This is a genomic window from Micromonospora sp. CPCC 206061, assembly GCF_036906915.1.
Lineage (GTDB): Bacteria > Actinomycetota > Actinomycetes > Mycobacteriales > Micromonosporaceae > Phytohabitans.
Map to the genome: position 1 here is coordinate 65,326 of NZ_JBAKHX010000026.1, position 26,100 is coordinate 91,425.

Consider the following 26,100-nt stretch of genomic DNA (forward strand, 5'->3'; position numbering starts at 1 on the left):
AGCGCTCTCACAGAGATTGGCTGCTCGTTTCCGGCTTGTCAAGAGAGCGCTCTCAACAGCTTGCACTCATCTACAAGAGAAGTTGCGCAAGACCTCTTGTATATTGAGGCCATGACGAAGGAAATTCGCCAGGTCACCGACTCCCGGGTGCTGGCCGCCCTGTCCCACCCCTTGCGGCGACGCCTGATGGACGTGCTGAAGGTCTATGGCCCGCAGACCGTCAGCCAGCTCGCCGAGCGCACCGACCAGGCGGTCGCCAACGTCAGCCACCACCTGAAGGTGCTCGGCGCGTGCGACCTGATCGAGGAGGCGCCGGAGCTGGCCCGAGACCGGCGCGAGCGCTGGTGGCGGCGGGTCTCCGCTGGCCTGCGCTGGACGACGGCCGACTTCGACGGCGACCCGGCTACCGCCGCCGTGGCCAGCGCCGCCGAGTCGCTCAACCTCGACCACCACGTCGGCCTTGTGCGCGCCTGGTTCGCGACCGACGAGGCGGAACGGGCCCGGTGGCAGAGCAGCGCCTTCAGTGCCGACAAGTGGCTCCACCTCACGCCGGCCGAGTTGGCCGCGCTGGAGCGCGACGTGCTCGCGGTATTCGCGCGGTGGGCCGACCGCGACCTGCCCGACGACGGTGAGCAGCGCGAGCCGGTGTTCGTGTTCGCCTACGCCGTACCGGCACGGCCATGACCGCGCTAATTGGCGCTCGCTACGCTCGCGCAGGTCATGCGCCTCTTGGGCCGCCCTGTAGCCGACCCTGCGCTCGGTCGCGTCGCTCCCTCGACTTCGGGCCGGCTGCGGGCGGCGGCGCATGACCACCACCCTCGCTCCGGTCACCCCCGGGGTGCGCCGCGACTTCCGTCTGTTGTGGATCGGCCAGACCAGTAGCAAGCTCGGCAGCACCATCACCAGCGTGGCGCTGCCTCTCGTAGCGGTGTCCACATTGGACGCCAGTGCGTTTCTGGTGGCGATGCTGCCCGCCGCCACCTGGCTGCCGTGGCTGATCCTGGGCCTGCCCGCCGGCGTGTGGGTCGACCGGCTGCCGCGCCGCACCGTCATGATCGTCTGTGATCTCGCCGCGCTGCTAGTGGTGCTCAGCGTGCCGGTCGCGGCCTGGCTCGGCATGCTCCACATCGCACACCTGCTCGCCGCGGCACTGCTCACCGGCGCGGCGGGCGTGTTCTTCCAGACCGCCTACCAGACGTACCCACCCGTGCTGCTGCCCGCCGCCGCCCTGCCCGCCGCCAACGCCAAGCTGCACGGCAGCGAGTCGGCCGCGCAGGTCGTCGGCCCGGGCATCGGCGGGCTCGTGGCGCAGCTCTTCGGCGCGGTGACCGGGCTGCTCGGCGACGCGTTGAGCTTCCTCGTCTCCGCGATCTGTCTACTGAGGATCGAGACTCGCGAGAAGGTGACCGGGCGCGGACAAGCCAACACCCTGCGGGAGGTCGGCGAAGGGTTGCGGTTCGTCGCCGCCGACCGGTACCTGCGCGTGCTGACCATCTTTGGCGCGGTGAGCAACATCGGGCTCATCGGGTACCAGGCGGTGATGGTGGTCTTTCTCACGCGCGTCATCGGCGTGAGCCCCGGCACCGTCGGCGGTCTGATCGCCGTCATGGGGCTCGGCGGGGTCGCCGGTGCGGTCGTCGCCACGCCGATCAGCCGGCGCTTCGGCACCGCCCGCGGCATGATCCTGTGCGAGCTGGGCGGGGCGCCGTTCGGCCTGCTCATCGCGCTCGGTGGCCCCGGGCCCCGCCTCGGTTTCGTGGTGGCCGGCGGGTTCGTGCTCGTGGCGGGCGTGGTGGCCGGCAACGTCATCAAGGCCAGCTTTCGCCAGTCCTACCCGCCACCACACCTTCTGGGGCGGGTGACCGCCAGCATGCAGCTCGTCAACTACGGCACGATCCCGCTCGGTGCCCTGCTCGCGGGCGCCCTGGCCAGCACGATCGGGGTACGCGCCACGATGTGGGCGATGCTGGCGTGCGTGGTGCTCGCCGGGCTCATCCTGCTCGCCGAGCCCATCCGCGGACGCCGTGACCTACCCCTTGCAGTTGCGTAGGTGTGCCCGATCAGGGTACGGGTGACGGGTGGTGGATTCCGGAGATCTGTTGGGCGAGCGCTACCGGTTGGGTGAACGCGTCGCGACCGGCGGCATGGGCGAGGTATGGCGCGCCACCGACGTGCTGCTCGATCGGGCGGTCGCCGTCAAGGTCCTGCGGCCCGGACTGGTGGCCGAACCGGGTTTCACCGAGCGTTTCCGGTCCGAGGCGCGCACGCTGGCCGGGCTGCACCATCCGAACGTCGTCAGCGTCTACGACTACGGCGAGGGTGACACCACCTACCTGGTGATGGCGTACGTGGAGGGGGAGCCGCTCTCGGAGCGGATCGAGGCGGCCGGGCGGCTCGACGTCGCCGAGACCGTGTCGATCGTCACACAGGCGGCGGCCGCGCTGCACGCGGTGCACCTCAAGGGCGTCGTACATCGCGACGTAAAGCCGGGCAATCTGCTCATCCAGCCCAACGCCACCGTGGTGCTCGTGGACTTCGGGGTGGCCCGATCGGCCGCCGCCGGGAGCGTCACCAAGACCCACGAGGTGATCGGCACCGCGCTGTACATGGCGCCCGAGCAGGTCTCGAAGAAACCACTGTCGCCGGCCACCGACGTGTACGCGCTGGGTGCGGTCGCGTACCACTGCCTGGCGGGGCGGCCGCCGTACGAGGGCGAGAACGCGCTCCAGGTGGCCCTCCAGCGGCTTGAGGGCGAGCCCGACCCGCTGCCGGACGACGTGCCCGAAGGCGTGCGCGCCGTCGTGACGCGGGCGATGGCGCGGGAGCCCGAAGACCGGTACCCGAATGCCGAAGCCCTGGCCGACGCGATGCGGGCAGCGGGCGGCGGCGCGACCACCGCGCTCCTCGCCGGCGCAAGCGGCGCCGCCGCCGTCGTGCCCGGCGCGGCCGCGCGGCCCGGCGGACCCGCCACAACCGCCTCCTTCCCCGCGGCGCACACCGGCAGCCGGTACCGGAAATGGTGGGCCCTCGGCGGCGCGCTGCTGGTCGGCGCGGTGGCGGCGGCGGCGATCGCGCTGCTGCCCGACGACGACGGCGGTGGCGGTGAGAATCCCGGGCCGGGCGACGTGCCGTCGTCGCAGGCCGTCGTCACCGACGACGCCGGGTCGCCGACCCGGCGCCCGGCCGGGCGCACCACGGCGCCCACCCAGTCGGCGTCGCCGTCGGCCAGCCCCAGCGAGGCTGCCACCAGCGCACCGGCCACGCCGGAGCCCACCGAGGGTGAGGACGATTCCGAGACCGAGGCGCCCACCTCCGCGCCCGCAGTCACGCCGGAGGCCACCGCCGCGGCAACTCCAGCGCCGTAGGATCCTCAGGGTGACGGCGGTCGAGACGCATCGGGCCATCGACGCGGTCTGGCGGATCGAGTCGGCGCGGATCATCGCGGGGCTCGCCCGGATCGTCAACGACGTGGGGCTCGCTGAGGAGCTGGCGCAGGATGCCCTGGTCGCGGCGCTCGAGCAGTGGCCGCGTGACGGCATACCCGACAATCCCGGCGCGTGGCTGATGGCGACCGCGAAGCATCGCGCGATCGATCACATCCGCCGCAGCAAGCGCCTGGAGCGCAAGCAGGAAGACCTCGCCGCGGACCTGGAGGTTCGGCAGCAGGTCGAGCCGGAGTTCGAGGTCGACGAGGACCTGGGCGACGACCTGCTGCGGCTGATGTTCATCGCGTGTCACCCGGTGCTGTCCACGGAGGCCCGGGTGGCGCTGACGCTTCGCCTGCTCGGCGGCCTGACCACCGACGAGATCGCGCGCGCCTACCTGGTGCCGGAACCAACGGTCGCGCAGCGCATCGTGCGCGCGAAGCGCACGCTCGCCGCCAAAAAGATCCCTTTTGAGGTACCGCCGGAGCCCGACCGCGCGGTGCGGCTCTCCTCGGTCCTGGAGGTCATCTACCTGATCTTCAACGAGGGATACTCCGCGACCTCGGGCGACGACTGGCTGCGCCCCGCCCTGTGCGAAGACGCGCTGCGACTCGGTCGGGTCCTCGCCGAGCTGGTGCCGCGCGAGCCCGAGGTACACGGGTTGGTGGCGCTGATGGAGATCCAGGCGTCCCGGTCGCGGGCGCGGACCGGACCGGGCGGCCGGCCGGTGCCGCTGCTGGAGCAGAGCCGGGCGCGCTGGGACCAGCTGCTGATCCGCCGCGGGCTCGCCGCGCTGGCACGGGCCGAGGCGCTCGGCGCGGCGCTCGGGCCGTACGCGCTCCAGGCGGCCATCGCGGCCTGCCATGTGCGGGCGCGCAACGCGGAGGAGACCGACTGGCGGCGGATCGCAGCCCTCTACGGGCTGCTCGGCGAGGTGACGCCCTCGCCGGTCGTGGAGCTCAACCGCGCCGTCGCGGTGGCGATGGCGTACGGGCCGGCGGCCGGTCTGGCCCTCGTCGACGAGATCGCCGACGCGCCGGCGCTCGCCGGATACCACCACCTGCCGAGCGTGCGCGGCGACCTGCTCGCCAAGCTCGGCAGGCACGACGAGGCACGGGTGGAGTTCGAACGGGCGGCCGCGCTGACCAGAAACTCCCGGGAGCGCGACCTGCTCCTGGACCGGGCGGCGAAGGCGGGCGTGTAGTGCGGTTCGTGGTCGTGGGCGCCGGCGCGGTCGGCGGCGTGGTCGCTGGGCGCCTGGCCGGCGCCGGCTTCGACGTGGTCCTGGTGGCCAGGGGAGCGAACCTCGAGGCCATCCGCAGCGACGGCCTCCGCGTGCGGTCACCCGAGGGCTCCGACGTGTACCGCCTGCCGGTCGCCGCCACCGCTGGCGAGGTCGACTGGCGCCCCGGCGACATGGTGCTGCTCGCCGTGAAGAGCATGGACACGGCCGGCGCGTTGAGCGCGATCGCCGCGCACGCGGAGCCCGGCACACCGGTGGCCTGCGTGCAGAACGGCGTCGCCAACGAGCACGCGGCGCTGCGCATGTTCGCGAACGTGTACGGCGTATGCGTGATGCTGCCCGCCACCCACCTGGTGCCTGGCGTCGTGGTCGCCAACTGCGCGCCGACGCCCGGCATCCTCGACGTCGGCCGGTACCCGGGCGGTGTCGACGGAACGGCTGCCGAACTGGCCGCCGCGTTCCGGGCCGCGGGGTTCCACTCCGAGCCGCGGCCGGACGTCATGCGCTGGAAGTACCGGAAGCTGCTGGCGAACACCGCCAACGCCGTCGAGGCGGTGTGCGGCCGGGTCGACGGCATCGACGAGATCGCGCGCCTGGTACGTGACGAGGGTTCGTCGGTGTTGACGGCCGCCGGCATCCCGTACGCCTCCGAGGAGGAGGACCGCGAGCGGCGCGGCGACATCCTGCGGATGCGACCGGTCGAGGGCGAGCAGCGGCAGGGCGGCTCGTCTTGGCAGAGCCTGGCCCGTGGCACCGGCTCGGTCGAAGCCGACTACCTCAACGGCGAGGTCGTGCTGATCGGGCGGGCGCACGGGGTGCCGGCGCCCGCCAACGAGCTGGCCCAGCGGCTGGCCAACCAATTCGCGCGCGAGGGACGGGCACCCGGCTCGCTGCCCGTCGACGAGTTCCGGTCGCTCATGACGTCGCCGCTTCGCTGAGAAACTCCTCCCAGGTACGCTTGCCCAGCGTCGCGCCGTCGAGGGTGAGGTTGGCGCCGGCCCGGTACGCGCGGCCCACCTTGCCGGGCATCCGCACCGGCAGCATCGGGCGGCGCTTGCCCCGCGCCTTGAGATGGTCCCGGATCAGGTCACCGATCGGGTAGACCGTCGGGCCCGCAAGGTCCGGCACCAGCCCTGCCGGCTCGCCGAGCGCCAACTCCACCAGCCGGGCGGCGACGTCTCCGGCATCCACGGGCTGAAAGCGCAGCCCGCCGGGCACTGGCACCACCGGCAGCTTGGCCATGGCCCGGACCGTCTTGTAGACGAGGTCGTGAAACTGGGCCGCGCGCAGCGTCGTCCACGGCAGGCCCGACTCGGCGATCGCCCGCTCGGCGGCCAGCTTCATCCGGAGCCAGCCCAGCGGCACCCGGTCCGCCCCGATCACCGAGATGTACACCACATGCCGCACGCCGGCCCGGGTCGCGGCCTCGACCAGGTTGCGGGTCGCGACGTCGTCGCCCTTCTGACCGCCCGCGAGGTGCACGATCGTGTCGATGCCGGCGACCGCCGCGTCCACCCCCTCGCCGGTGAGCAGGTCACCGGTCACATACGTGCGATCTGCTGTGCGGCGGCTCAGGACGCGCACGTCGTGGCCCTCCAGCAGTGGAAGCAGGTGGCCGCCGAGCAGGCCCGTACCGCCGGTGACCAGGATGGGTGATGTCATGATTCGCTCCCCGGTAGGTGTCGTCTCTAACGGGGGACACACGGTGCGGAAGGAATGTGACAGGGCCTTGGACTTCGAGTCGTACCGGTCACACCTGCGGGCGGTGGCCTATCGGATGCTCGGGTCGCTCGCCGAAGCCGACGACGCCGTGCAGGAGGCGTGGCTGCGAGCCAGCCGCGCCGACACCAGCGACGTCGACAACCCGCGCGCCTGGCTGACCACGGTGGTCTCCCGGATCTGCCTGAACATGCTGCGCTCCCGCCGCTTTCGTCTTGAGGAGCCACTCGACGTGCGGGTGCCTGACCCGATCGTCAGCCCGGAGTCCGGAGTGGACCCCGAGCACGAGGCGGTACTGCACGACGCCGTCGGCCTGGCGCTGCTCGTCGTCCTGGAGACGCTGAACCCGGCCGAGCGGGTCGCGTTCGTGCTGCACGACATGTTCGCGCTGCCGTTCGAGGAGATCGCACCGGTGATCGACCGGTCACCCGCCGCGACCCGCCAACTCGCCAGTCGCGCCCGCCGCCGGGTACAGGGTCAGGCGCCCGCGCCCGACCCCGACGTGCGCCGGCAGCGTGCCGTCGTCGACGCGTTCTTCGCCGCCTCGCGCGACGGCGACCTCGACGCGCTCGTCGCGGTGCTGGACCCCGACGTGATTTTGCGCTCCGACGGCGGTGCCACGCGCCCGCGCCTCAACATGGTGCTGCGCGGCGCCCAGGCGGTGTCGCGGCAGGCGTTTACGTCTCGCGCATTGTCGCCGTTCGTGCACCGGGCGCTCATCAACGGTGCGGCTGGTGTCGTGGTGGCGCCGCAGGGCAAGCCGATGTTCGTCATGGCCTTCACGGTGGTGGACGACCGGATCGTCGCCATCGACGTCCTGGCCGACCCGGACCGCCTAGACCACCTCGCCATCCCCCTTGCCTAGCAGTTCCGCGTGGCGCCACCCGTCTCGCCCGTACCTGGCCGCCTTGCCCGTCGATCAAGGGCGAATGCACGTGCTTTGATCTCCATTTCATTTCACGTGCGTTTGCCCTGAGCGATGCGATCGCCCTTGATCGGCGGCCGTGGGGAGGGCGGTCGCGAGCTGGTTCTGTGGAGGTGCGCCCGGCAGGATTCGAACCTGCGACCAACTGCTTAGAAGGCAGCTGCTCTATCCGCTGAGCTACGAGCGCCCGGTCTGGCCAGCACATACTAGGTTTTCACCCGTGCACCTGACGAGCACCAGGTTTCCGGTCCTGGCGGTGTCGCCCGAGATGCCAGTTTAGGCCCGGTCCGTCGGACCGGTCGGTGCCGCTGTCGGCGTCTCCATGTACGCCGATACCCAGCGGTTCAGTTCATCGAAGACCTGGGCCCGCACCGCCGGGCCAGACAGCGTGAGATCGTGCTTCCCACCGTCGAATCGGACAACGGTGACGTGTCGCCCCAAACGCGGCGCCCACCGGACCATGTGCTCGACGTCGAGGACCGCGTCGGCTAGGGCCGCCGCGTCGTGCCAGCGGGTGCTGCGGAAGCTGCGCTCCGAGCAGGCCAGCAGCACCGGCACCGGGATCGCGAGGCCGGTCCGCAGCCGCTGCTGCGCCTGGCGGATGGCGTGCAGCCAGCCGGCCCGCACCGGGAAGCCGCCGATGGGCTTCCAAGCCAGGTTGTAGGTCCACTCGCCCTGGTGGTCGGAGTGCAGGCTCTGGCCGTACACGGGGGAGACGCCGAGGGGGATGATCCGGTACGGCGCGCCGCGACCGACCCTCGCCACTGCGGCCGCCACGGGGCGCCGCACGAACCAGGGGGCGTTGAAGTCGAAGAACGGGCTGTTGAGGATCAGCCCGTCGACGATGCCGGCGTCGCGGCGGTCGTGCGCCCACAGCGAGGTGAGCAGGCCGCCGGTGGAGTGGCCGTTGACGAGCATGGTGTGGTGGCCGTGCTCCTCGCGGATGACGCGGGCGGCCTCGTCGAGCTCGGGGTAGTAGTCGGTGAGGCTGTGACAGAAGTTCGCGGTCTGGTGCGGCAGCAGGCTGCGGCCATGTTTGCGCAGGTCGAGTGCGTAGAAGTCCCAGCCACGGTCGACGTAGAAATCGGCGAGGTGCGTCTGGAAGAAGTAGTCGACGAAGCCGTGTACGTAGAGCACCGCCCGACCGTTGGACTCTGGCGCGCGGCGGCTGACCAGAGTGGCTACAACGATGCCTTCGTCGTCGTCGGTCAGCTCGATCGTCTGGCGTTCGTAGGGCGCCCCGAGCAGGTCCGGTTCCACATCCGTGACGGTACTACTTCCTGGTAACAAGTCGATCGCTAGCAGGTAGGAGCTTGATCAGGTCGTTTTCCACAGGAAGCCACGATGTCCACAGCGCGGCGATTGCCGGTGGTGACGCATCGATCGGTCGGCCAGGCTGGAACCATGTTCGATACTTACGTCACTATTGTCGGCAACGTCATGACCGCTCCCGAATGGCGGCGTACGACCCAGACCAACTCGCTCGTGGCCAACTTCAAGGTCGCCTCGACCGCGCGCCGGCTCAACCGCGAGAGTGGGCAGTGGGTCGATGGCAACAGCCTGCGGCTGCGGGTGAACTGCTGGCGCAAGCTCGCCGAGGGCGTCGCCGCGTCCATCATGGTCGGTGACCCGGTCATCGTCGTGGGCCGGCTCTACACCCGGGACTGGATCGACGGCGAGGGCAACAACCGCACCCTGTACGAGATGGAGGCCCTCGCCGTCGGGCACGACCTGGCGCGCGGCCGGGGCCGCTTCGCCCGCAACCGGCCTACGCTCGCCACAAGCTCGCTCGAAGATCCCGAAGCAGAGAGCCGGGTCCGCGGCGAGGCGACTGAGGATGTACCGGACCAGGAGGCGCCGAGTCGCTTTGGTGACCACCCGCTCGACGACCTCAACGACCCCGACTTCCAGCACGCGCCCATCTCTCCCGCGCCCGCGTACGACGCGTTGGCGGCCATCCGTGGGGCGGGATTCGGGCCCAGCCTCGACGGAGACGACGACCTCGCGCCGCTGTCCGATGACGAGTCCGACGATTCGTCCACCGACTCGGATGGCGGCTCGGATGTTGACGAGGAGTCTGCCGGCGATGAGGCGGCCACGATCGGGGTCGACGGCGAGGAGTCTGCCGGCGGCTCCGGGCGGCGCAGGCGCGGCCGCGGCAGGGAGGCCGTGCCGGCCTAGGACCGGCGGGGTGGCCGGATCCCCCCGGTAAGTGCCGGCCACCCCGCCCCACCCGGCTAGGCTGCCGCCGGGGGTGATCGGCGTGGAGATCGTCGTCATCGGCGTGGCCGGTGAGGTGCGGGCATGAGCGCGGCGAACGCGGTCGGGCTGCTCGCTGGCTTCGCTCTCGACGCGGTGCTCGGTGACCCGCGGCGGTTTCACCCGGTCGCCGGGTTCGGCCAGGCAGCCACCGCCCTGGAGCGCCGGCTCTACCGGCCGGACCGCGTGGCCGGTACGGCGTATGCGGCCGTCGCGGTTGGTGTGCCCGTGGCGGCAGCGGTCGCCGCGACGGTGCTGACCAGGCGGCAGCCCGTGGCGCGTGCGGCACTCGTGGCGGCCGGCACCTGGGCGGTGCTCGGGGCCCGCACACTGCGGCGGGAAGCCGGCGTCATGGCGGGCGCCCTGGAGCGCGGTGACCTGCCGGCCGCGCGAGCGCGCCTCGGGCACCTGTGCGGGCGCGACCCGTCGCGGCTCGACGAGCCGGAGCTCGCTCGGGCAACGGTCGAGTCGGTCGCGGAGAACACGTCCGACGCGGTGGTGGCGCCCCTGTTCTGGGGCGCGGTCGCCGGCCTGCCGGGGCTGGTCGGGTACCGGGTGGTCAACACCCTCGACGCGATGGTCGGGCACCGGTCGGTGCGATACGCGCGGTTCGGCACGGCGGCGGCCCGGTTGGACGACGGGCTCAACCTGGTGCCCTCGCGGCTGACCGCCCTGCTGACCATCGTCGGAGCGCCGCTCGTCGACGGTGACCCCCGGCGCGCCTGGCGGATCTGGCGACGCGACCGAACCGACCACCCGAGCCCCAACGCGGGGCAGTGCGAATCAGCGATGGCGGGGGCCCTCGGCGTAAGGCTCGGCGGACAAAACGTCTACTTTGGACGCTCCGAGACCCGGCCGTTCCTCGGCGACGGTCCGCGTCCGGTAGCCCTCGACATCCGGCGCGCGGCCCGCCTGTCGGGGGCCGTGGGCGTAGCGGCCACCGCCCTGGCCGCCGCGACCGCCCTGGCCGCCGGAGCAGCGCGGGCACGCCGGGCCGCGGTCGACAGCGGTTCGGCGAAGCGACGAGCGCCAGGCACGAAGCGCAAACCGGTGGCGGAGGCGGGGCCGCGGCGGTGACCGGAGGGCTGCTAGTCGCCGGCACGACCTCGGACGCGGGCAAGAGTGTGCTCACCGCGGGCATCTGTCGCTGGCTGCGTCGCAACGGGGTGAAGGTCGCACCGTTCAAGGCACAGAACATGTCCAACAACTCGGTGGTCGTGGTCGACGCCCGTGGACGGGGCGGCGAGATCGGCCGGGCGCAGGCGATGCAGGCGGCGGCGAGCGGCGTGGCGCCGGACGTGCGGTTCAACCCGGTGCTGCTCAAGCCGGGCAGCGACCGGTCGAGCCAGGTGGTGCTGCTCGGCGAGGCCGTCGACACGGTGACGGCCGCCAACTTCCATTCGCTGCGGCCGCGTCTGGCCGAGGCGGTGTTCGACACGTTCGCTGACCTGCGTGCCGAGTACGACGTGGTGGTCTGCGAGGGCGCGGGCAGCCCGACCGAGATCAACCTGCGCCGGGGCGACTTCGTCAACATGGGGCTCGCCCGGCACGCCGGGCTGCCGGTGGTCGTCGTCGGCGACATCGACCGGGGCGGGGTGTTCGCCGCGCTGTTCGGCACGGTGGCACTCCTGTCGCCCGAGGATCAGGCGCTGGTCAGCGGCTTCGTGGTGAACAAGTTCCGCGGCGACCTCGGCCTCCTCCAGCCGGGCCTCGACATGATCACCTCGGTGACCGGGCGGCCGGTGTACGGGGTGCTGCCGTGGCAGGTGGACCTGTGGCTGGACGCGGAAGACTCGCTCGCGTACGGGCGGGTGCTCGGGCGACCGGCGGCACCGCAGGGAGAGGAGTGGCTGCGGGTCGCGGTGGTGCGGCTGCCGCGCGTCTCCAACGCCACCGACGCCGAGGCGCTCGCCGCCGAGCCGGGGGTCCGGGTGCGGCTGACCGTCGAGCCGGCGGAGCTGGCCGACGCGGATCTCGTGGTGCTGCCCGGCTCGAAGTCGACGGTGGCCGACCTGGCGTGGCTGCGCGAGACGGGTCTCGCGGGCGCGGTGACCGCGCACGCCCGAGCCGGCCGACCGGTGTTGGGGATCTGTGGCGGTTTTCAGATGCTTGGCCGGGCCATCCACGACGACGTGGAGAGCCGGCGCGGCACGGTGCCGGGGCTGGGGCTGCTGCCGGTCGAGGTGACCTTCGGGGAGCGCAAGACGCTCGCCCAGTCGGGGGGTACGGCGTTCGGGGCGGTGCCGGTGCGCGGGTACGAGATCCATCACGGGTGCGTGTCGTGGTCGGATCCTGAGCTCGCGCCGCTGATCACCTACACCGACGGGCGTGGGGAAGGGGCTGCCGCCGGGGCGGTGTTCGGCACCCACTGGCACGGGGCGTTCGAGTCCGACGAGTTCCGGCGGCGGTTTCTCGTCGAGGTGGCGCGGCTGGCGGGGCGGCGCGGGTTTCGGGTCGCGGAGGGCACCAGCTTCGCGGCGGCGCGGGAGCGCACGCTCGACCTGCTCGGCGACATGGTCGAGGAGCATCTGGACACGACGGCGCTCTGGCGGCTGGTCGAGGAGGGCGCTCCGGCGGGCCTCCCGGTGCTGCCACCGGGCCCCCCACCCAGCCCTTGATCAAGGGAAACCCCATCGATCATGGGCAAACGCACGCGGATTAGCGATCAAACCACGTGCATTTGCCCTTGATCGGCGGAAAGAGGGGTGGGTGGCGGGGAGAGGGCGCGGGCGGCGGGGAAGGGCGGGGAAGAGCGGGGTGGCGCGATGTCAGGGGGATATCGGGGGTGTTAGGCATGGACGTCTGGCCGGGACTCGGGCAGCATCGGCATCAACAGCGGGGGCCTGCCTGAGCCACGGGGAGCGACCAAATGACGGTAAGCGATGAAGGTGCCACGCCGGCGACGCCACCGGCGCGACGGCGAGTGGTGCTGACGGGGATCAGTTCGCGGGCGTGGGAGCACCCGGCGGACCGGGGGGCGTTGACGGCGCTGCGCGAGCTGCGCGGCTTCGACGACGTGGTCAAGGCGTTCTTCGGCATGTGGAACGAGCGCGGGTTCCGCTTGATGTACCTGGCGTCCGCGATCCGGGTCGACCACCGGCAGTATCCGCGGGTGTTCCGGCTGTACTCGGAGGCGGCCCAGTCGCTCGACGTGCCCGAGCTGCCCGAGTTGTACGTGCGGCAGGACCCGACGATCAACGGCGAGGCGATCGGGCTCGACAAGCCCTTCATCGTGATCAACACGGGGAGTGTGCAGCAGCTCGACGACGACGAGTTGCGGGCGCTGTTGGGGCACGAGCTGGGACACGTGCGCAGCGGGCACGCCGTCTACAAGACGATCCTGAAGATCCTGACCGGCTGGGCGGCCAACCTGGCCTGGCTGCCGGTGGGCGCGATCGCGCTGCGGGCGATCATCGCGGCGATGTACGAGTGGTGGCGCAAGGCGGAGCTTTCGGCCGACCGGGCCGGCCTGCTCGCCGGACAGGACCCGGCGGCATCGCTGCGGCTGTTGATGAAGATGGCCGGCGGCGGCGATCTGTCCGAGGTCGACACGGCGGCGTTCCTGGAGCAGGCGGCCGAGTACGACGGCGGGGGCGACCTGCGCGACAGCCTGCACAAGCTCCGGATGACGGCGTGGAGCACGCACCCGGTGCCGGTGGCGCGGGCGGCGCACCTGCGGCACTGGATCGACGAGGGGGACTACGGGCGGATCCTGGCCGGTGAGTACCCGCGGCGCGACGACGACAGCTCCGCCTCGGTGTCCGAGGAGATCAAGGCGGCGGCCGCGTCGTACCGGGAGGCGTTCGGGCGGACCCAGGACCCGTTGGTCGGGCTGCTGCGCCGGCTGGGCGACGGGGCCACCGATGTCGGCGAGTGGGTCGGCGGTCAGGCCGGGCGAGCGCGGACGTGGTTCAACACCGCGGGTGAGGCGGCGGCGCGTGCGGCTCGTGGCGGGCGCGAGGGGCAGGAGCCACCGCCGAGGACGAACGGCACCACCACCACGACCACCGACGAGGAGTGACGCCCGATACGCGGACGTAGGATTCGTTCATGACCTTGAGCGAGGCTGAGCTGCGCGCGGCTATCACGCGCGAGCTTCCCGGAGTCCGTGCCGATCTCGAGCGCCTCGTCCGCATCCCGGGCATCGCGTTCGACGGCTTCGACCACACGCAGGTCGACCGGTCCGCTGAGGCGGTCGCGGAGTTGCTGCGCGGCTGCGGCCTCGACACGCGGGTCGTTCGTTCCGGCGGGCAGCCGGCCGTGATCGGCTCGCGGCCGGCGCCGCCCGGCGCGCCGACTGTGCTGCTGTACGCGCACCACGACGTGCAGCCGACCGGCGACCTGGCCCTGTGGGAGAGCGATCCGTTCGAGCCGGTGGAGCGCGACGGGCGGCTCTACGGGCGCGGCGCGGCCGACGACAAGGCCGGGATCATGGCGCACGTGGCGGCGCTGCGGGCGTTCGGTGACGCGCTGCCCGTGGGCGTGGTGCTCTTCATCGAGGGTGAGGAGGAGTACGGGTCGGACTCGCTGGAGCGGCTGCTTCAGGAGCACCGCGACGATCTCGCCGCCGATGTCATCGTGATCGCCGACTCGGGCAACTGGGACATCGGCGTGCCCGCGCTCACCACCTCGCTGCGCGGCATCGTCAACTGTTTCGTCGAGGTGCGCACCGCCGAGCACGCGGTACACAGCGGGATGTTCGGTGGCCTGGTGCCGGACGCGTTGACGGCACTGGCGAAGCTGCTCGCGACCCTGCACGACGACGACGGCACCGTGGCGGTCGAAGGGCTGGTCAGCCCGGGCGGCGCCGTGGTCGACTACCCGGAAGACCGGCTGCGCGCCGAGGCGAGCCTGCTCGACGGCGTCTCGTTCGTCGGCACCGGCCGGCTGACCGAGCGGCTCTGGACCAAGCCGGCGCTGTCCATCCTGGGCGTCGACGCGCCGCGCACCGCCGAGGCGCCGAACGCGTTGGTGCCGTCTGCCAAGGCCAAGCTGAGCCTGCGGCTGGCGCCGGGCGACGAGCCGAAGAGCGCGTACGCCGCAGTCAAGGCGCACCTGGAGAAGTACGCGCCGTGGGGCGTGCAGGTCGAGGTGACGTTCGAGCACGACGGTGAGCCGTGCGTGATCGACGCGACGGGGCCGATGTTCGACGCGGCGCGGGACGCGTTCCGCACGGCGTGGGACGGGGTGTCTCCTGTGGACATCGGCGTGGGCGGGTCGATCCCGTTCATCGCGACGTTCCAGGAGATGTTCCCGGGCGCGGCGATCCTGGTGACCGGCGTGGAAGACCCGCACGCACAGGCCCACGGCCCGAACGAGAGCCTGCACCTGGGCGAGTTCGCGCGCGTCTGTCTGGCAGAGGCCCTCCTGCTGCGCAACGTGGCCAACGCCGCCGCCTAGATGCCAGCAGCACCCCGGCCTGCTCGGCGCAGTAGCGTTCCATGCCCTGACGCGCAGCCGGCCAACATGCGGCGGCCACCGCGCGATCGTCGGTTGTCTTCGTCAACCATCGGTCACGCGTTGGCCGTCGTCACGACCCGGCCACGCCGCAGCACCGCGCTGCGACGTGGATGGGCCAGGAGCGTCGGTTTACCGTGCGTATATCCAGAGCGAGGCGTGGTCGTCGCCCGACTTGACCACCCAGCTGTCGGTGGCCGATGAGAACCCGGGCACGACGAAGTTACGGGTGGTGGTCACCTCCAGGTCCGTGGTGTTGCAACTGGAGCCCTCGTAGAATCGGGTCCGGGTTTTGATCGCCACGTCGAAGTTCGCGAACGGACTCGGGTTGTGGCTGACCGTTACGTCGAGCACGACCCTGACCTCGTCCGCGCACCCCACGAACTGGGTGGTCCTACTCGGCGTGGCCTCGCTGATCGTCACGGAGCGCTTCCATTTGGGGTACGCGTAATCGTCGCTGTCCGGCCAGTCCGCGTCCTTGATCGTCATTTCTACATCGAGTGAAACGACATGGGTACCGGCGTGAGCCGACGCCGTACCCGCCGGAACGAGCGCGACAGCGGCCGCTCCGAGCGTCGCGAGCACCAGGGTAACGAGGCGTTTCATCTGCCCTCCACGGGAGTTGGTGGGACATTGCCCTGGTGAGCCTATGGATCGGGTGATGCCCTGGCTTCAGGGTCGAACCCCAGTAGTAACGCTCATCTACCCTGGGCCGCGTGATGGTCCGGTGACGCGTGGCAATATGTCTCCGCCGTGTCGTGAGGCCGGCGGTAACCCGCCATTTGTGGCACGCCATGGTGAGCTGTCACTGCTTCAGCAGGCGTGGGAGGCGGCCAGGCGCGGCGAGGCGCGGATTGTCGGGGTCGCCGGGGTCGCCGGCATCGGTAAGACCGCCCTTGTCCGGCGATTTGTCGAAACGACCCGACCGACGACCCTGTTGTGGGTCAGCGGCGACGAGGCCGAGACCGACCTGTCCTGGGGCGTGGTCGAGCAGGTGGCCAGGGGTCTGCACGAACCGCTGGCGGCATTTGGCGACGCTGCGCAAGCACACGCCGACCCGGCCGGCGTCGGACAGGCTCTCGCCTCGCACCTGCGCCGCGCAACCGATCTGATACTCGTCGTCGACGACGCCCAATGGTGTGACGCGCCGTCGATGACCGCGCTCCGGGTGGCCGTGCGCCGCCTCACCACCGACGCGGTGCTTGTCGTGGTCGCCTGTCGGACCTCGACGAGGATGGCGGGCTCCGACATCCTCGACGACGGTTGGCGGCGGATGCTCGACTCCGATCGTGGAGCGTCGATAGTCCTCGGTGGACTGCCCGCCGCAGACCTACATCGGTTGGCCGTCAGTTGTGGACACCCCGGGCTACCGCCCGCAGGCGCCGCCCGGCTCCACGACCACACCGGTGGACACCCGTCTTACGTGCGTCAGATCCTCGATCGGGTGCCGATGCGTTCGATCGTTTACGGCCTCGGGCCGCTGCCCGCGCCGGCAACCATCGCGCGGCCGATGGCCGCGCGGCTCGCCTCCTGCCGACCGTCCACCCGGGAACTCGTGGTCGCGGGCGCGGTGGTCGGTGCCCGGTTCAGCCTCGCGAAGGTACGGGATCTCCTGGACGGCACCGATGTCGCTGGGTCGGCTACCGAGGCGATCGATGCCGGCCTCGTCGAGGAGGTACCCGGTACAGCCGGACAGGACCTCGCGTTCACCAGCCCGCTGGCGCGTAGCGTCGCGTACCACGAGGCCGGGCGGGCTCGCCGGCAAGAGCTGCACCGCAGGGCCGCGGTCAACGGGCAGGGGGAGGCACTCTGGCACCGGATCGCGGCCGCCGACGGTCCGGACGACCGGCTCGCCCACGACCTCGAACAGGCGGCCCGCGCGCACCAGGCGCGTGGCGAGTTGGCCCCGGCCGCCATGCACCTGCACCACGCCTTGGAGCTGACACCGTCAGTTCCTCGGCGTACCCCCCGACTGCTGGCGGCGGTCGAGGCGATGCTCGTCGTCGGCGACGTCGCGACCGCGATGGAGCGCCAGGGCGAACTGGCCGCCGTAGAACCAGGCCCGTGGTCGGACTACGTCGCCGGCTACCAGCTGCTGTTGGCAGGCCGGCTCCCCGAGGCACGCGAACGGCTCGACCGGGCGCTGGCCATGGTGCGGACCGATCAACCGCCCGCCGAATCGCAGCCGCCCGATCTGCTGGCGCGGATCTGCACCCAGTTGGCCCTTATCGGCATACTCACGCTCTCGTACGACGAGATGGTGCAGCATGGCGCCACAGCGGCGGCGACGGCGCGGGAGCCGTGGGTGGCCTCGTTCGCGTCCTTCATGCGGGCAATCGGTCTCGCCGTGGCAGGGCGCGGCGCCGAGGCGCTGGCGTACCTCGCCGACGCCGACATGCCGGGCGCGGTATCCGGTTTGAACGGCACGGTGGCTCGCGGTGTGATCCGGCTGTGGACCGACGACCTGGCCGGCGCCCACAGCGACCTCACCTCGGCGCTGACCCGCGCGATCCGTGGTGAGCCGTTGCGGATCGCCCAGGCGCTGGGTTTTCTCGGCGAGGTGGAGTACCGCCGCGGCCAACTCGACGAGGCGGTGCTGCACACGAGCGTGGCCATCGGTGATTCCGAAGTGAACAATCGAGTCTGGGACTATCCGCTGCTGCACGCCCAGGCCAGCTACCCGCTGGCGGCGCAGGGCGAATGGCAACAGGCGCAGTGGCACGCCGAGCAGGCCAGCACGTGGGCGCGGCGAAGCGGCGTACCCGCCGATCTGGCCCACGCGGCCGCCAGCCAGGCCGCCGTCGCTCAGGCCAAGGACGATCCGGACCGGTTGCTCGCCGCGGCGGAGAGGATGGAGCAGGTCTATCCGGCGCGAGAGCCGGGCACACACCTGGCTGGGCCGGTGCGCGCCGACGCGTTGTCTCAACTCGGCCGTGCGACGCAGGCCCGACAGGCGTTGGACGCCTTCCTCGCCCGGCTACCCACCATCGACCGCGCGAGCGTTCGCATGAGCGTCGCCCGGGTTCGCGCCCAGATCGCCGCCGCAGAGGGGGATCACGCCGAGGCGATCGCACACTGCGCCGAGGCGGCCGGCCACGCGCACGCCGTCGGACTCGCGCTGGAAGCGGCACGCATCGACCTGTTGACCGGTACATGTCACAGCACAATGGGACGGCGAGCCGTGGCCGAGCGTTGTCTGCGGTCGGCGCTGGACCAGTTCGCCCGCATCGGGGCCATGGCGTACGTGAACCAGACCATGCGCGCTGCGGATCGTGCCGGCCTGCGGCTAGGCCCGCCAGCCGCGCCACTAGCGGCGCTCACGACGGCCGAACGGGCGGTCGCGGCGCTCGCCTGCCAGGGCCTGTCCAACCGGCGGATCGCCGAGCGTCTCGTGGTCAGCGTGAAGACTGTGGAGTTCCATCTCACCAACGCATTTCGCCGGCTCGACGTGTCCACGCGTGCGGAGCTGCGGCGGGTCGTGACAGGGGCGTCCTAGGTGGCCCGCGCGTAGCGGGCGGCCAGCACGCGTACGTAGTCCACCAGCTCTCTGGTGGGGAGCGCACCTCGAAGTCCGCGTCCAGCAGACCCAGGTAGACGGCCAGCTGGGGAGCATAGGACGGCGTGACTGTGCCGCCTCGAAGTCCGCCCTGGAGCGCGGGGGTGCCGCGCTGCTCGCGTTTGCCGCCCCCAAAGCGCAGGCCACAGCGGTACGGTTCTCCGAGTGAAGGTCATCGTCTTTGGCGCGACCGGGATGATCGGTCAAGGTGTGCTGCGCGAGTGCCTGCTCGCGTCCGACGTCGAGGCGGTACTGACCGTCGGGCGGGCGCCCACGCGACAGCGGCACGCGAAGCTGCGCGAGATCGCGCACGCGGATCTCAGCGACCTCACGCCGATCGCCGGCGAATTGTCCGGGTACGACGCGTGTTTCTTCTGCCTCGGCGTCTCCTCCGTCGGCATGAACGAGGCCGACTACAAGCGGATCACGTACGACTACACGCTGGCCGCCGCGCGCCCCCTCGCCGCGGACAACCCCGACCTGACCTTCGTGTTCGTCTCCGGAGCGGGCACCGGCCGCGGCAACGCGATGTGGTCGCGGGTCAAGAAGCAGGCCGAGGACGACGTGCGCGCACTGCCATTCCGGGCGTACATGTTTCGGCCCGGGTTCGTCCAGCCGCTACACGGGATCACCTCGCGCACCCGGTTGTACCGGGTGCTGTACGGGGTGTTCAGACCGCTTGTTCCCGTGTTCCGCCGGCTCCTGCGCAAGCAGTTCACCACGACCGAGGCGATGGGCCTCGCGATGCTGAACGCCGCCCGCGGCCGCTCGACCAAGCGTGTACTGGACAGCCCGGACATCAACGAGCTCGCGAGCGCCCATGCTGTTTAGCGAAATCGCCGCCGTGTCCGCGGCCGTCAGCGCCACCTCCGGCCGCAAGGCGAAGGTGGAGTTGCTGGCCGGTGCGCTGCGGGCGCTGCCGCCGGAGCAGATCGCGGCCGGCTCGGCGTACCTCGCGGGTGAGCTGCGGCAACGGCAGACCGGCGTCGGTTGGGCCACGCTGCGGCAGGCGCCGCCGCCTGCCGACAACGCCACGCTGACCGTGGCGGCGGTCGACGCCGCGATCGAGGAGATCTCCCGGGTCGGCGGTGCCGGCTCGCAGGCGCGGCGGCGCGACCTGGTGGGCGCGCTGTTCGGCGCCGCCACAGCTGACGAGCAGCGTATTCTCGTCGCCCTCTTCGGCGGCGAGCTGAGGCAGGGCGCCCAGGCGGGGCTTCTCGTCGACGCGATCGCCCAGGCGGGGGAGGTGCCGGTGACGGCGGTGCGGCGGGCGCTGCTGCTCGCCGGAGACCTGAAAGAGGTCGCCGTCGCCGCGCTCACCGGCGGTCTGGCGGCGCTCGACGCGTTCACACTGCGGGTGGGTCGGCCGCTCGCGCCGATGCTGGCCCAGAGCGCCCCCTCGGTCGACGACGCGCTCGCCGCCACCGGGGTGCCCGCCGTGGTCGACGTCAAGCTCGACGGGGTCCGCATCCAGGTGCACCGGTCGGGCGGCGACGTGGGGGTCTTCAGCCGCAGCCTCGACGACATCACGGCACGGATGCCGGAGGTCGTCGCCGCCGTCCGGGCGCTGCCGGTGCGCGAGATCGTGCTCGACGGCGAAGCCATGGCGGTGGACGCGGCCGGGCGCCCGAGGCCGTTCCAGGAAACCGCCTCCCGTGCGGCCACCAAAGGTGCCGCGGTCACGGTGCTCACACCGTACTTCTTCGACATGCTGCACCTCGACGGCGCGGATCTGCTCGACGCGCCGGGACGGGAACGCTGGGCCGCACTTGCCGGCGTGGTGCCGGCGCCCCTGCTCGTCGGCCGCACCGCGGTGGCGACGCCGGCGGAGGCGGCGGACGCCTTCGCGGCCGCCCTGGCCGCCGGCCAGGAGGGCGTGGTGGTCAAGTCGCCGGAGGCGGCCTACGACGTGGGACGGCGCGGCGCCGCCTGGGTCAAGGTCAAGCCGCGGCACACGCTCGACTTGGTGGTGCTCGCGGTCGAGTGGGGGCACGGGCGCCGCAAGGGCTGGCTGTCCAACCTGCACCTCGGCGCCCGCGACCCGGAGACGGGCGGGTTCGTCATGCTGGGCAAGACCTTCAAAGGGCTGACGGACTCCACGCTGCGCTGGCAGACTGAGAGATTCCTGGAACTGGCCGTCGACAAGGGCGACTGGGTCGTGACGGTGCGGCCCGAGCAGGTCGTCGAGATCGCGTTCGACGGAGTGCAGGCGAGCCCGCGATACCCGGGCGGGGTAGCGCTGCGCTTCGCGCGCGTCCTGCGCTACCGCGACGACAAGACGGCCGCCGAGGCAGACACCATTGACGCAGTGCGGGCGATCCACAACGGAACGTGAAAATTCCACGCGCGGCAAAATCACGCTTATGCTGATCCTGAATCATTCAGATTTGGGAGGGGTGCGCCAGGTGGATTCGCGGTACGCCGGCGTCCGCATCGGCTGATCGGATGCGGCCCGTGCCGATACCCACACCCGACCCCGAGCGCCTGGCCGAACTCTGGGCGCAGGCCATCGCGTGGACGAGCTACGTGTCCATGAGCCGCGCCGAGCTGGTCGCGCACCTGACCGGTCCGGCCGCCCGCATGATCGAGGCGCTGAGCACCGACGAGCCCGACGGCCACATCGGCTTCGAGGTCGGCACGGCGATGGTCGCCGCCCACTTCACGCACCCCACGTCGCTCAGCCGGACCCTCGCGGTGCTCGGCGAGCACCTGCAGCCGTACGCGGAAGCGACCGGCAGCCAGAAGCGGTTCGCGCGCCTGCAGGGGAGCCTCGCCGAGGGGTACGCCCAGGCGCTGCGCAACCGCACGATGACCGAGCAGGAGGGCATCTACGCCGCGGCCCTGGTCGCCCAGGCGGAAGCCGAGGAGGCACGCTGGGCGAGCGAGGCGCGATTCCAGGCGGTGTTCACCGAGGCGGCCATCGGCATCGGCATCGGCACGCTCAGCGGGCGCCTGCTGGAGGTCAACCGGGCACTGTGCGACATGTTCGGGTACCCCCGGGAAGAGTTCCTCGAACGGACCACCGCGAGCTTCTTCCAGCCGCCCGGCGACGACGGCGACGTGTGGCAGGCGTACAACGACCTGTGGGCCGGGCGCAGTGATAACTTCCGCACCGAAAAGCCCTTCGTGCGCAGCGACGGTGCCGAGATCTGGACCGACCTGGTGGTCTCGCTGATCCGCGACAAGGACGGCACGCCGAAGTACGCGGTCGGCATGGTCGAAGACATCACCGAACGCCACCGGCTCCAGATCCAGCTGCGCCACCAGGCGCTCCACGACCCGCTCACCGACCTGCCCAACCGCACGCTCTTCTTCGAGCGGCTCGCGCTGGCGCTCGCCGACCCGGACCCCTCCGCGCGGGTCGGCGTCTGCTACCTCGACCTCGACGGGTTCAAGGCCGTCAACGACACGCTCGGCCACGACGTCGGCGACCAGCTCCTGCGTACCGTCGCCGGCCGGCTCGCCAGCCGCCTGCACCGCAGCGGTCATCTGGTGGCCCGGATGGGCGGCGACGAGTTCGTGGTGCTGGTCGAGCGCACCGCCGGCACCGCCGAGCTGGTGCGGGTGGCCGAGGCCGCACTCGCCGCCGTGCGGATACCGGTGCGGGTCAGCGGGCACGCGCTCAAGGTCTCGGCCAGCGTCGGCGTCGTCGACCGGCCGGTACGCGGCACCACCGTCGCCGAGCTGATGAAGGCCGCCGACACCACCCTGTACTGGGCGAAGGCCGACGGGCGCGACCGGTGGGCGGTCTTCGACGCCGACCGGCACGCCAGCGACGTCAGCCGCTACCGGCTCTCCGCCCAGCTGCCCGCCGCGCTCGCCCGCCGGCAGTTCTTCGTCGAGTACCAGCCGCTGGTGCGCCTCGCCGACGGCGTGCCGGTGGGCGCCGAGGCGCTCGTGCGGTGGCGGCACCCCGAACGCGGCGTGATCGGGCCGGGGCGCTTCATCGAGCTGGCCGAGGAGACCGGGCTGATCGTGTCGCTCGGCCGCTGGGTGCTGCGCGAGGCGTGCGAGCAGGCGCAGGCCTGGCCCGACTCCCCCCGCCCGCTGCTCAGCGTCAACGTCGCCGCCCGGCAGGTGCGCGAGGCCACCATCGTCGAAGACGTCAAGACCATCCTCGCCGAGACCGGCCTGCCTGCCGAAGGGCTCCAACTGGAGCTGACCGAGACCTCCGTCATGGGCAGCACCGGCCAGCCGCTGCGCACCCTGCACGCGCTCGCCGACCTCGGCATACGGCTGGCCATCGACGACTTCGGCACCGGCTACTCCAACCTGGCGTACCTGCGCAGCCTGCCCGTACACGCGTTGAAGCTGGCCGGCTCGTTCATGTCGGGCCTGCGCGCACCCGGCGGCCCCGACCAGGCCGACCAGGAGATCCTCGAGGCGGTGATCCGGCTAGCGCACAAGCTGAAGATGAGCGTGATCGCCGAGGGCGTCGAGACGGCCAGCCAGGCGGCTGTGCTGCGCGAACTGGGCTGCGACACCGCGCAGGGCTGGCACTTCTCGCGTTCGGTGGAGCCTTCCGCGCTGCCGTGGCTACAACGCGGCCAATGAACGCACGTAGTTGACCTGCTGGTGCACGTACTGCACCTGGGGCTCACCCGTTACGGGAATCCGTGCGACGTACTGCCGCTGGCCGTTCGTGACGGTCACCTGCACCGTCCCCCGGTAGATCGTCTCCTTGACCAGCAGGAAGAACAGGCTGAACACGGTCAGCACGCAGAAGCCCGCGATCGCCATCACGACCGCCCAGGTGGGTGTCTTCTGCTCGGTGTGCCAGAAATCCGATACCTGCCAGGTGGAGCCCGCCAGGGGGAACGCGCCCGCGGGGGTGTGGACGGTGGTGGCGGTGACGCCTATCTCGCCGATCTGCGCGACGACCACGCCCGCGTCGACCGGCGGGGCGCTCGCCGGGGGAGGTCCTGGCAGCGCCGGGGCGGACCAGGGGTCGGTGGGCGGCGGGAACTGGCCTGGCATGGGCATTGTGGGGTCCGTGGCCATGGCGTCACGGTAGTACCCCGGTGCCTGCTTAGCTCGCTTTGGTGCCTTCGGCGTCCGCGGCCGCCACGCGGTCTACGGGTTTCGGCGGCCGTGGCGCGGCCGCGCGGTCGCGATCATCAGGGGCGTGCGGGTGTGCCTCCCGGCGTGCCAGCCACCCGAACCCGATCACGGCCATCGCCGCGAACAGCCACCACTGCACCACGTATCCGGCGTTCTGCCAGGAGTTTTCGTGGCCGATCGGTATCTCCGTCAGCCCTGGCCCGACGTCCTCGGCCAGCAGATACGCACCGTAGACCGGATACGGCAACTCGTCGGCCAGCCGTTGCACCCCGATCCGGCGCGTCTCCAGCCGCCCCTCGCGGCGGGTCACCGAATCGGGTTGGCTCTCGGACAGGTGCACCCGACCCACCAGCGTCACCTGGCCAGACGGCGCGGGCGGCACCTCGGGGACCGCCACGGCACCACCCGGCGCGGGCGGCACCCAACCCCGGTCGACCAGCACCGCCGAACCATCCGCCAGCACCAGCGGCGTCACCACCTCGAAGCCCACGTGCCCGTCGACGGTGCGGCCACGGACCAGGATCTCGTTCGCGGGGTCGTACCGGCCGGTTACGGTGACACGGGTCCATTCGGCGCCGGCTGGTGGCTGCACCTGGACATGACCAGCACCCACCGGACCGGGCAACATGCTTGCCAGCGGCACGGGCGCCTTCTGAGCCGTCGCGTCGATCCGCTCGTTGATCGCGCTACGTTCCTGGTACCGGTGGAGCTGCCAGTTTCCGAGCAGCACCATCACGGCGGCCGCCACGCCCATGAGGGCGCCTAAGCCCAGCCAGCGAGGGGTGAGAAGGAACCGGTACACAGCACGAGGCTACTCGTGTGATCTCAGGCACTAGTCTGGTGCCGGCTCACGTTGCCGGCCGAGACAAGGGAGGAGCCGCCGATGACCGCCGTCCCACGCATCGTGGTGAGCGCACCGTCGTCCGGGCACGGCAAGACCGCCGTGACCGTCGGACTCCTCGCCGCGTTGGCCGCGCGCGGCCTGCGCGCCTCCGGATTCAAGATCGGACCCGATCACACCGACGCCGCCTACCTTGGCCTCGCCGCTGGCCGCCCCGGGCGCAACCTCGATCCCCGCCTCGTCGGGCCGTCGCGCGTCGCGCCGCTGTTCACGCATGGCGCCAACGGCGCCGACATCGCGGTCGTCGAGGGCACGATGGGCCTGTTCGACAGCCTGACCGGGCGCGCCGACTCGCACTCCACGGCCGGCGTCGCAGCGGCCCTCCGCGCACCGGTACTACTCGTCGTCGACGTCGGCGCCATGGGCCAGTCGGTTGCGGCGCTGGTGCACGGGTTCCGCGCGTACGACGAGATGCTCTGGCTCGGCGGCGTGATCCTCAACCGGGTCGCCTCCGAACGCCACGAGCAGCTGCTCCGCGAGGCGCTCGACGACATCGGAGTGCCGGTGTTCGGCGCACTCCGCCGGCGTGACCTGCCGCCCGCCCTGCCGCCCCGCCACGACGGCGTGGTGCCGGTCGTGCACCGGGCCGTCGAGGCCGCGCGCGGCGTACGCCGGCTCGGCGAGGGCATCGCCGCCGCCGTCGACCTCGAACGCCTCCTCGCGCTGGCACGCTCCGCGCCCCAGCTCACGATCGAGCCGTGGTCGGCCAGGGGCGAAACCCCGGCGGTCGCGGTCGGCCGCCGCCCGGTCGTCGCGCTCGCCGGTGGCGCCGGCCTCTCCTATTCGTACGCCGAGACGGCCGAGCTGCTCACGGCGGCGCGCGCCACAGTGGTACCCGTCGACCCGCTCCGCGACGAACAGCTCCCCGAAGGCACCGACGCGCTCGTGATCGGCGGCGGCCTGCCCGAGTCGTACGCCGAGGAGCTCTCCGCCAACCGGCGGCTCTGCACCGAAGTCGCCGCCCTCGCCGAAGCCGGCCGCCCGATCATCGCCGAGGGAGCCGGCCTGCTGTGGCTGGCCCGCGAGTTCGACGGCCGCCCCATGTGCGGGGTCATCGACGCCACCGGCATGAGCACCGACCAGATGGTGGTCGGATACCGGGAAGCCACCGCGCGAGCGTCCACGCCGGTCGCCCAGGTGGGTGCCCGGGTCGTGGGCTACAAGCAGCACCGGGGCATGGTCAACCCGCGCTCCGGCCCGAACCCCGCGTGGACCTGGGGCGGCAGCTCACCGGAAGGGTTCGTCTTGCGACGGGTACACGCGTCACAGCTCATGCTGCACTGGGCGGGGGTGCCCGAGATCGCGCACCGGCTCGTGGCCGCCGCGGCGCCCGCGGTCCCTGCGGCACCGGCAACTCCCGCCCCTACACCGCCCGCCCCGCGGCCACCTTCCGAGGAGCCGACCGATCCGAGCCTGGTGAGCCCGAGCGACGAGGTCAACGCGTGATCGCGCCAACCGGCGCGGGTGGAGGCGGCGCATGACCGTGCTAATTGGCGCTCGCTCCGCTCGCGCGGGTCATGCGCCTTTTGTGCCTCCCTGTAGCCGCCAGTCGCT

Annotated in this window: 21 protein-coding genes and 1 tRNA gene; 16 read left to right on the plus strand and 6 right to left on the minus strand. The window is 71.7% G+C overall.

The features are described from left to right. The first annotated feature begins 111 nt into the window (after nt 1-111). From V6V89_RS19330 to V6V89_RS19350, 5 genes are all read left to right on the plus strand, one after another. Nucleotides 112-684: an ArsR/SmtB family transcription factor gene (locus tag V6V89_RS19330; RefSeq protein WP_334620558.1), complete on the plus strand. Its 573-nt coding sequence runs from the start codon at nt 112-114 to the stop codon at nt 682-684. A 121-nt stretch (nt 685-805) separates the two neighbouring features. Next, the gene (locus tag V6V89_RS19335) at nt 806-2,050 is read left to right on the plus strand and encodes an MFS transporter (protein WP_334620559.1); all 1,245 of its coding nucleotides are present in this window, start codon (nt 806-808) and stop codon (nt 2,048-2,050) included. A gap of 31 nt (nt 2,051-2,081) precedes the next feature. Continuing rightward, nucleotides 2,082-3,365: a serine/threonine-protein kinase gene (locus tag V6V89_RS19340; RefSeq protein ID WP_334620560.1), complete on the plus strand. Its 1,284-nt coding sequence runs from the start codon at nt 2,082-2,084 to the stop codon at nt 3,363-3,365. 10 nt (nt 3,366-3,375) lie between these two features. After that, complete coding sequence (locus tag V6V89_RS19345) at nt 3,376-4,629, plus strand: RNA polymerase sigma factor (protein WP_334620561.1); 1,254 nt, start codon at nt 3,376-3,378, stop codon at nt 4,627-4,629. Beyond that, nucleotides 4,629-5,606, plus strand: a complete 978-nt coding sequence (locus tag V6V89_RS19350) for a ketopantoate reductase family protein (RefSeq protein ID WP_334620562.1) — start codon at nt 4,629-4,631, stop codon at nt 5,604-5,606. Before V6V89_RS19345 ends, V6V89_RS19350 begins: the two co-directional genes overlap by 1 nt. On the opposite strand, the gene V6V89_RS19355 is transcribed toward V6V89_RS19350, so the two are convergent. Further along, on the minus strand, nt 5,584-6,330 hold the full coding sequence (locus V6V89_RS19355; RefSeq protein ID WP_334620563.1) for an SDR family oxidoreductase: 747 nt from the start codon (nt 6,328-6,330) through the stop codon (nt 5,584-5,586). The two genes, V6V89_RS19350 and V6V89_RS19355, sit on opposite strands and share 23 nt — an antisense overlap. A gap of 43 nt (nt 6,331-6,373) precedes the next feature. Here V6V89_RS19355 and sigJ point away from each other — a divergent pair, with 43 nt between their 5' ends. Continuing rightward, complete coding sequence (sigJ, locus tag V6V89_RS19360) at nt 6,374-7,252, plus strand: RNA polymerase sigma factor SigJ (protein ID WP_334620564.1); 879 nt, start codon at nt 6,374-6,376, stop codon at nt 7,250-7,252. A gap of 174 nt (nt 7,253-7,426) precedes the next feature. Here sigJ and V6V89_RS19365 read toward each other — a convergent pair. Both V6V89_RS19365 and V6V89_RS19370 read right to left on the minus strand, forming a co-directional pair. Next, nucleotides 7,427-7,499: transfer RNA gene (locus tag V6V89_RS19365), tRNA-Arg, on the minus strand. 89 nt (nt 7,500-7,588) lie between these two features. Then, nucleotides 7,589-8,572 carry an alpha/beta hydrolase gene (locus tag V6V89_RS19370; protein ID WP_334620565.1) on the minus strand — a complete coding sequence of 328 codons (984 nt, stop codon included), beginning with the start codon at nt 8,570-8,572 and terminating at the stop codon, nt 7,589-7,591. Nucleotides 8,573-8,716: 144 nt separating this feature from the next. Here V6V89_RS19370 and V6V89_RS19375 point away from each other — a divergent pair, with 144 nt between their 5' ends. From V6V89_RS19375 to V6V89_RS19395, 5 genes are all read left to right on the plus strand, one after another. Next, nucleotides 8,717-9,493 (plus strand): single-stranded DNA-binding protein, encoded by a 777-nt coding sequence (locus V6V89_RS19375; RefSeq protein WP_334620566.1) that lies wholly within the window; start codon nt 8,717-8,719, stop codon nt 9,491-9,493. Nucleotides 9,494-9,616: 123 nt separating this feature from the next. Next, a complete protein-coding gene (locus V6V89_RS19380; RefSeq protein WP_334620567.1) occupies nt 9,617-10,648 on the plus strand; it encodes a cobalamin biosynthesis protein in 1,032 nt (343 codons plus the stop codon). Continuing rightward, on the plus strand, nt 10,645-12,189 hold the full coding sequence (locus tag V6V89_RS19385) for a cobyric acid synthase (protein WP_334620568.1): 1,545 nt from the start codon (nt 10,645-10,647) through the stop codon (nt 12,187-12,189). The genes V6V89_RS19380 and V6V89_RS19385 overlap by 4 nt, the downstream gene beginning before the upstream one ends. A gap of 251 nt (nt 12,190-12,440) precedes the next feature. Further along, nucleotides 12,441-13,592: a M48 family metallopeptidase gene (locus tag V6V89_RS19390; RefSeq protein ID WP_334620569.1), complete on the plus strand. Its 1,152-nt coding sequence runs from the start codon at nt 12,441-12,443 to the stop codon at nt 13,590-13,592. A gap of 35 nt (nt 13,593-13,627) precedes the next feature. Then, nucleotides 13,628-14,971, plus strand: a complete 1,344-nt coding sequence (locus tag V6V89_RS19395) for a dipeptidase (RefSeq protein WP_442935177.1) — start codon at nt 13,628-13,630, stop codon at nt 14,969-14,971. Nucleotides 14,972-15,160: 189 nt separating this feature from the next. On the opposite strand, the gene V6V89_RS19400 is transcribed toward V6V89_RS19395, so the two are convergent. Beyond that, nucleotides 15,161-15,634 (minus strand): hypothetical protein, encoded by a 474-nt coding sequence (locus tag V6V89_RS19400; protein WP_334620571.1) that lies wholly within the window; start codon nt 15,632-15,634, stop codon nt 15,161-15,163. 178 nt (nt 15,635-15,812) lie between these two features. Here V6V89_RS19400 and V6V89_RS19405 point away from each other — a divergent pair, with 178 nt between their 5' ends. The 4 genes from V6V89_RS19405 to V6V89_RS19420 all read left to right on the plus strand — a co-directional run bounded on the left by V6V89_RS19405 (nt 15,813) and on the right by V6V89_RS19420 (nt 23,138). Further along, nucleotides 15,813-18,524 carry an ATP-binding protein gene (locus V6V89_RS19405; RefSeq protein WP_334620572.1) on the plus strand — a complete coding sequence of 904 codons (2,712 nt, stop codon included), beginning with the start codon at nt 15,813-15,815 and terminating at the stop codon, nt 18,522-18,524. A gap of 225 nt (nt 18,525-18,749) precedes the next feature. Continuing rightward, the gene (locus V6V89_RS19410) at nt 18,750-19,415 is read left to right on the plus strand and encodes an NAD-dependent epimerase/dehydratase family protein (RefSeq protein WP_334620573.1); all 666 of its coding nucleotides are present in this window, start codon (nt 18,750-18,752) and stop codon (nt 19,413-19,415) included. Beyond that, nucleotides 19,405-20,919 carry an ATP-dependent DNA ligase gene (locus tag V6V89_RS19415; RefSeq protein WP_334620574.1) on the plus strand — a complete coding sequence of 505 codons (1,515 nt, stop codon included), beginning with the start codon at nt 19,405-19,407 and terminating at the stop codon, nt 20,917-20,919. The genes V6V89_RS19410 and V6V89_RS19415 overlap by 11 nt, the downstream gene beginning before the upstream one ends. A gap of 110 nt (nt 20,920-21,029) precedes the next feature. Next, nucleotides 21,030-23,138, plus strand: coding sequence for a putative bifunctional diguanylate cyclase/phosphodiesterase (locus V6V89_RS19420; RefSeq protein ID WP_442935176.1), 2,109 nt, complete (start codon nt 21,030-21,032; stop codon nt 23,136-23,138). On the opposite strand, the gene V6V89_RS19425 is transcribed toward V6V89_RS19420, so the two are convergent. Together V6V89_RS19425 and V6V89_RS19430 are read right to left on the minus strand one after the other, a co-directional pair. Further along, nucleotides 23,121-23,585 carry a hypothetical protein gene (locus V6V89_RS19425; protein ID WP_334620576.1) on the minus strand — a complete coding sequence of 155 codons (465 nt, stop codon included), beginning with the start codon at nt 23,583-23,585 and terminating at the stop codon, nt 23,121-23,123. The two genes, V6V89_RS19420 and V6V89_RS19425, sit on opposite strands and share 18 nt — an antisense overlap. Nucleotides 23,586-23,613: 28 nt before the next feature. Then, the gene (locus V6V89_RS19430; RefSeq protein WP_334620577.1) at nt 23,614-24,447 is read right to left on the minus strand and encodes an SURF1 family cytochrome oxidase biogenesis protein; all 834 of its coding nucleotides are present in this window, start codon (nt 24,445-24,447) and stop codon (nt 23,614-23,616) included. Between the two features lie 81 nt (nt 24,448-24,528). Between V6V89_RS19430 and V6V89_RS19435 the strand changes: the two genes are divergently transcribed. Then, nucleotides 24,529-25,992 (plus strand): cobyrinate a,c-diamide synthase, encoded by a 1,464-nt coding sequence (locus V6V89_RS19435; protein WP_334620578.1) that lies wholly within the window; start codon nt 24,529-24,531, stop codon nt 25,990-25,992. Nucleotides 25,993-26,100: the final 108 nt, after the last annotated feature.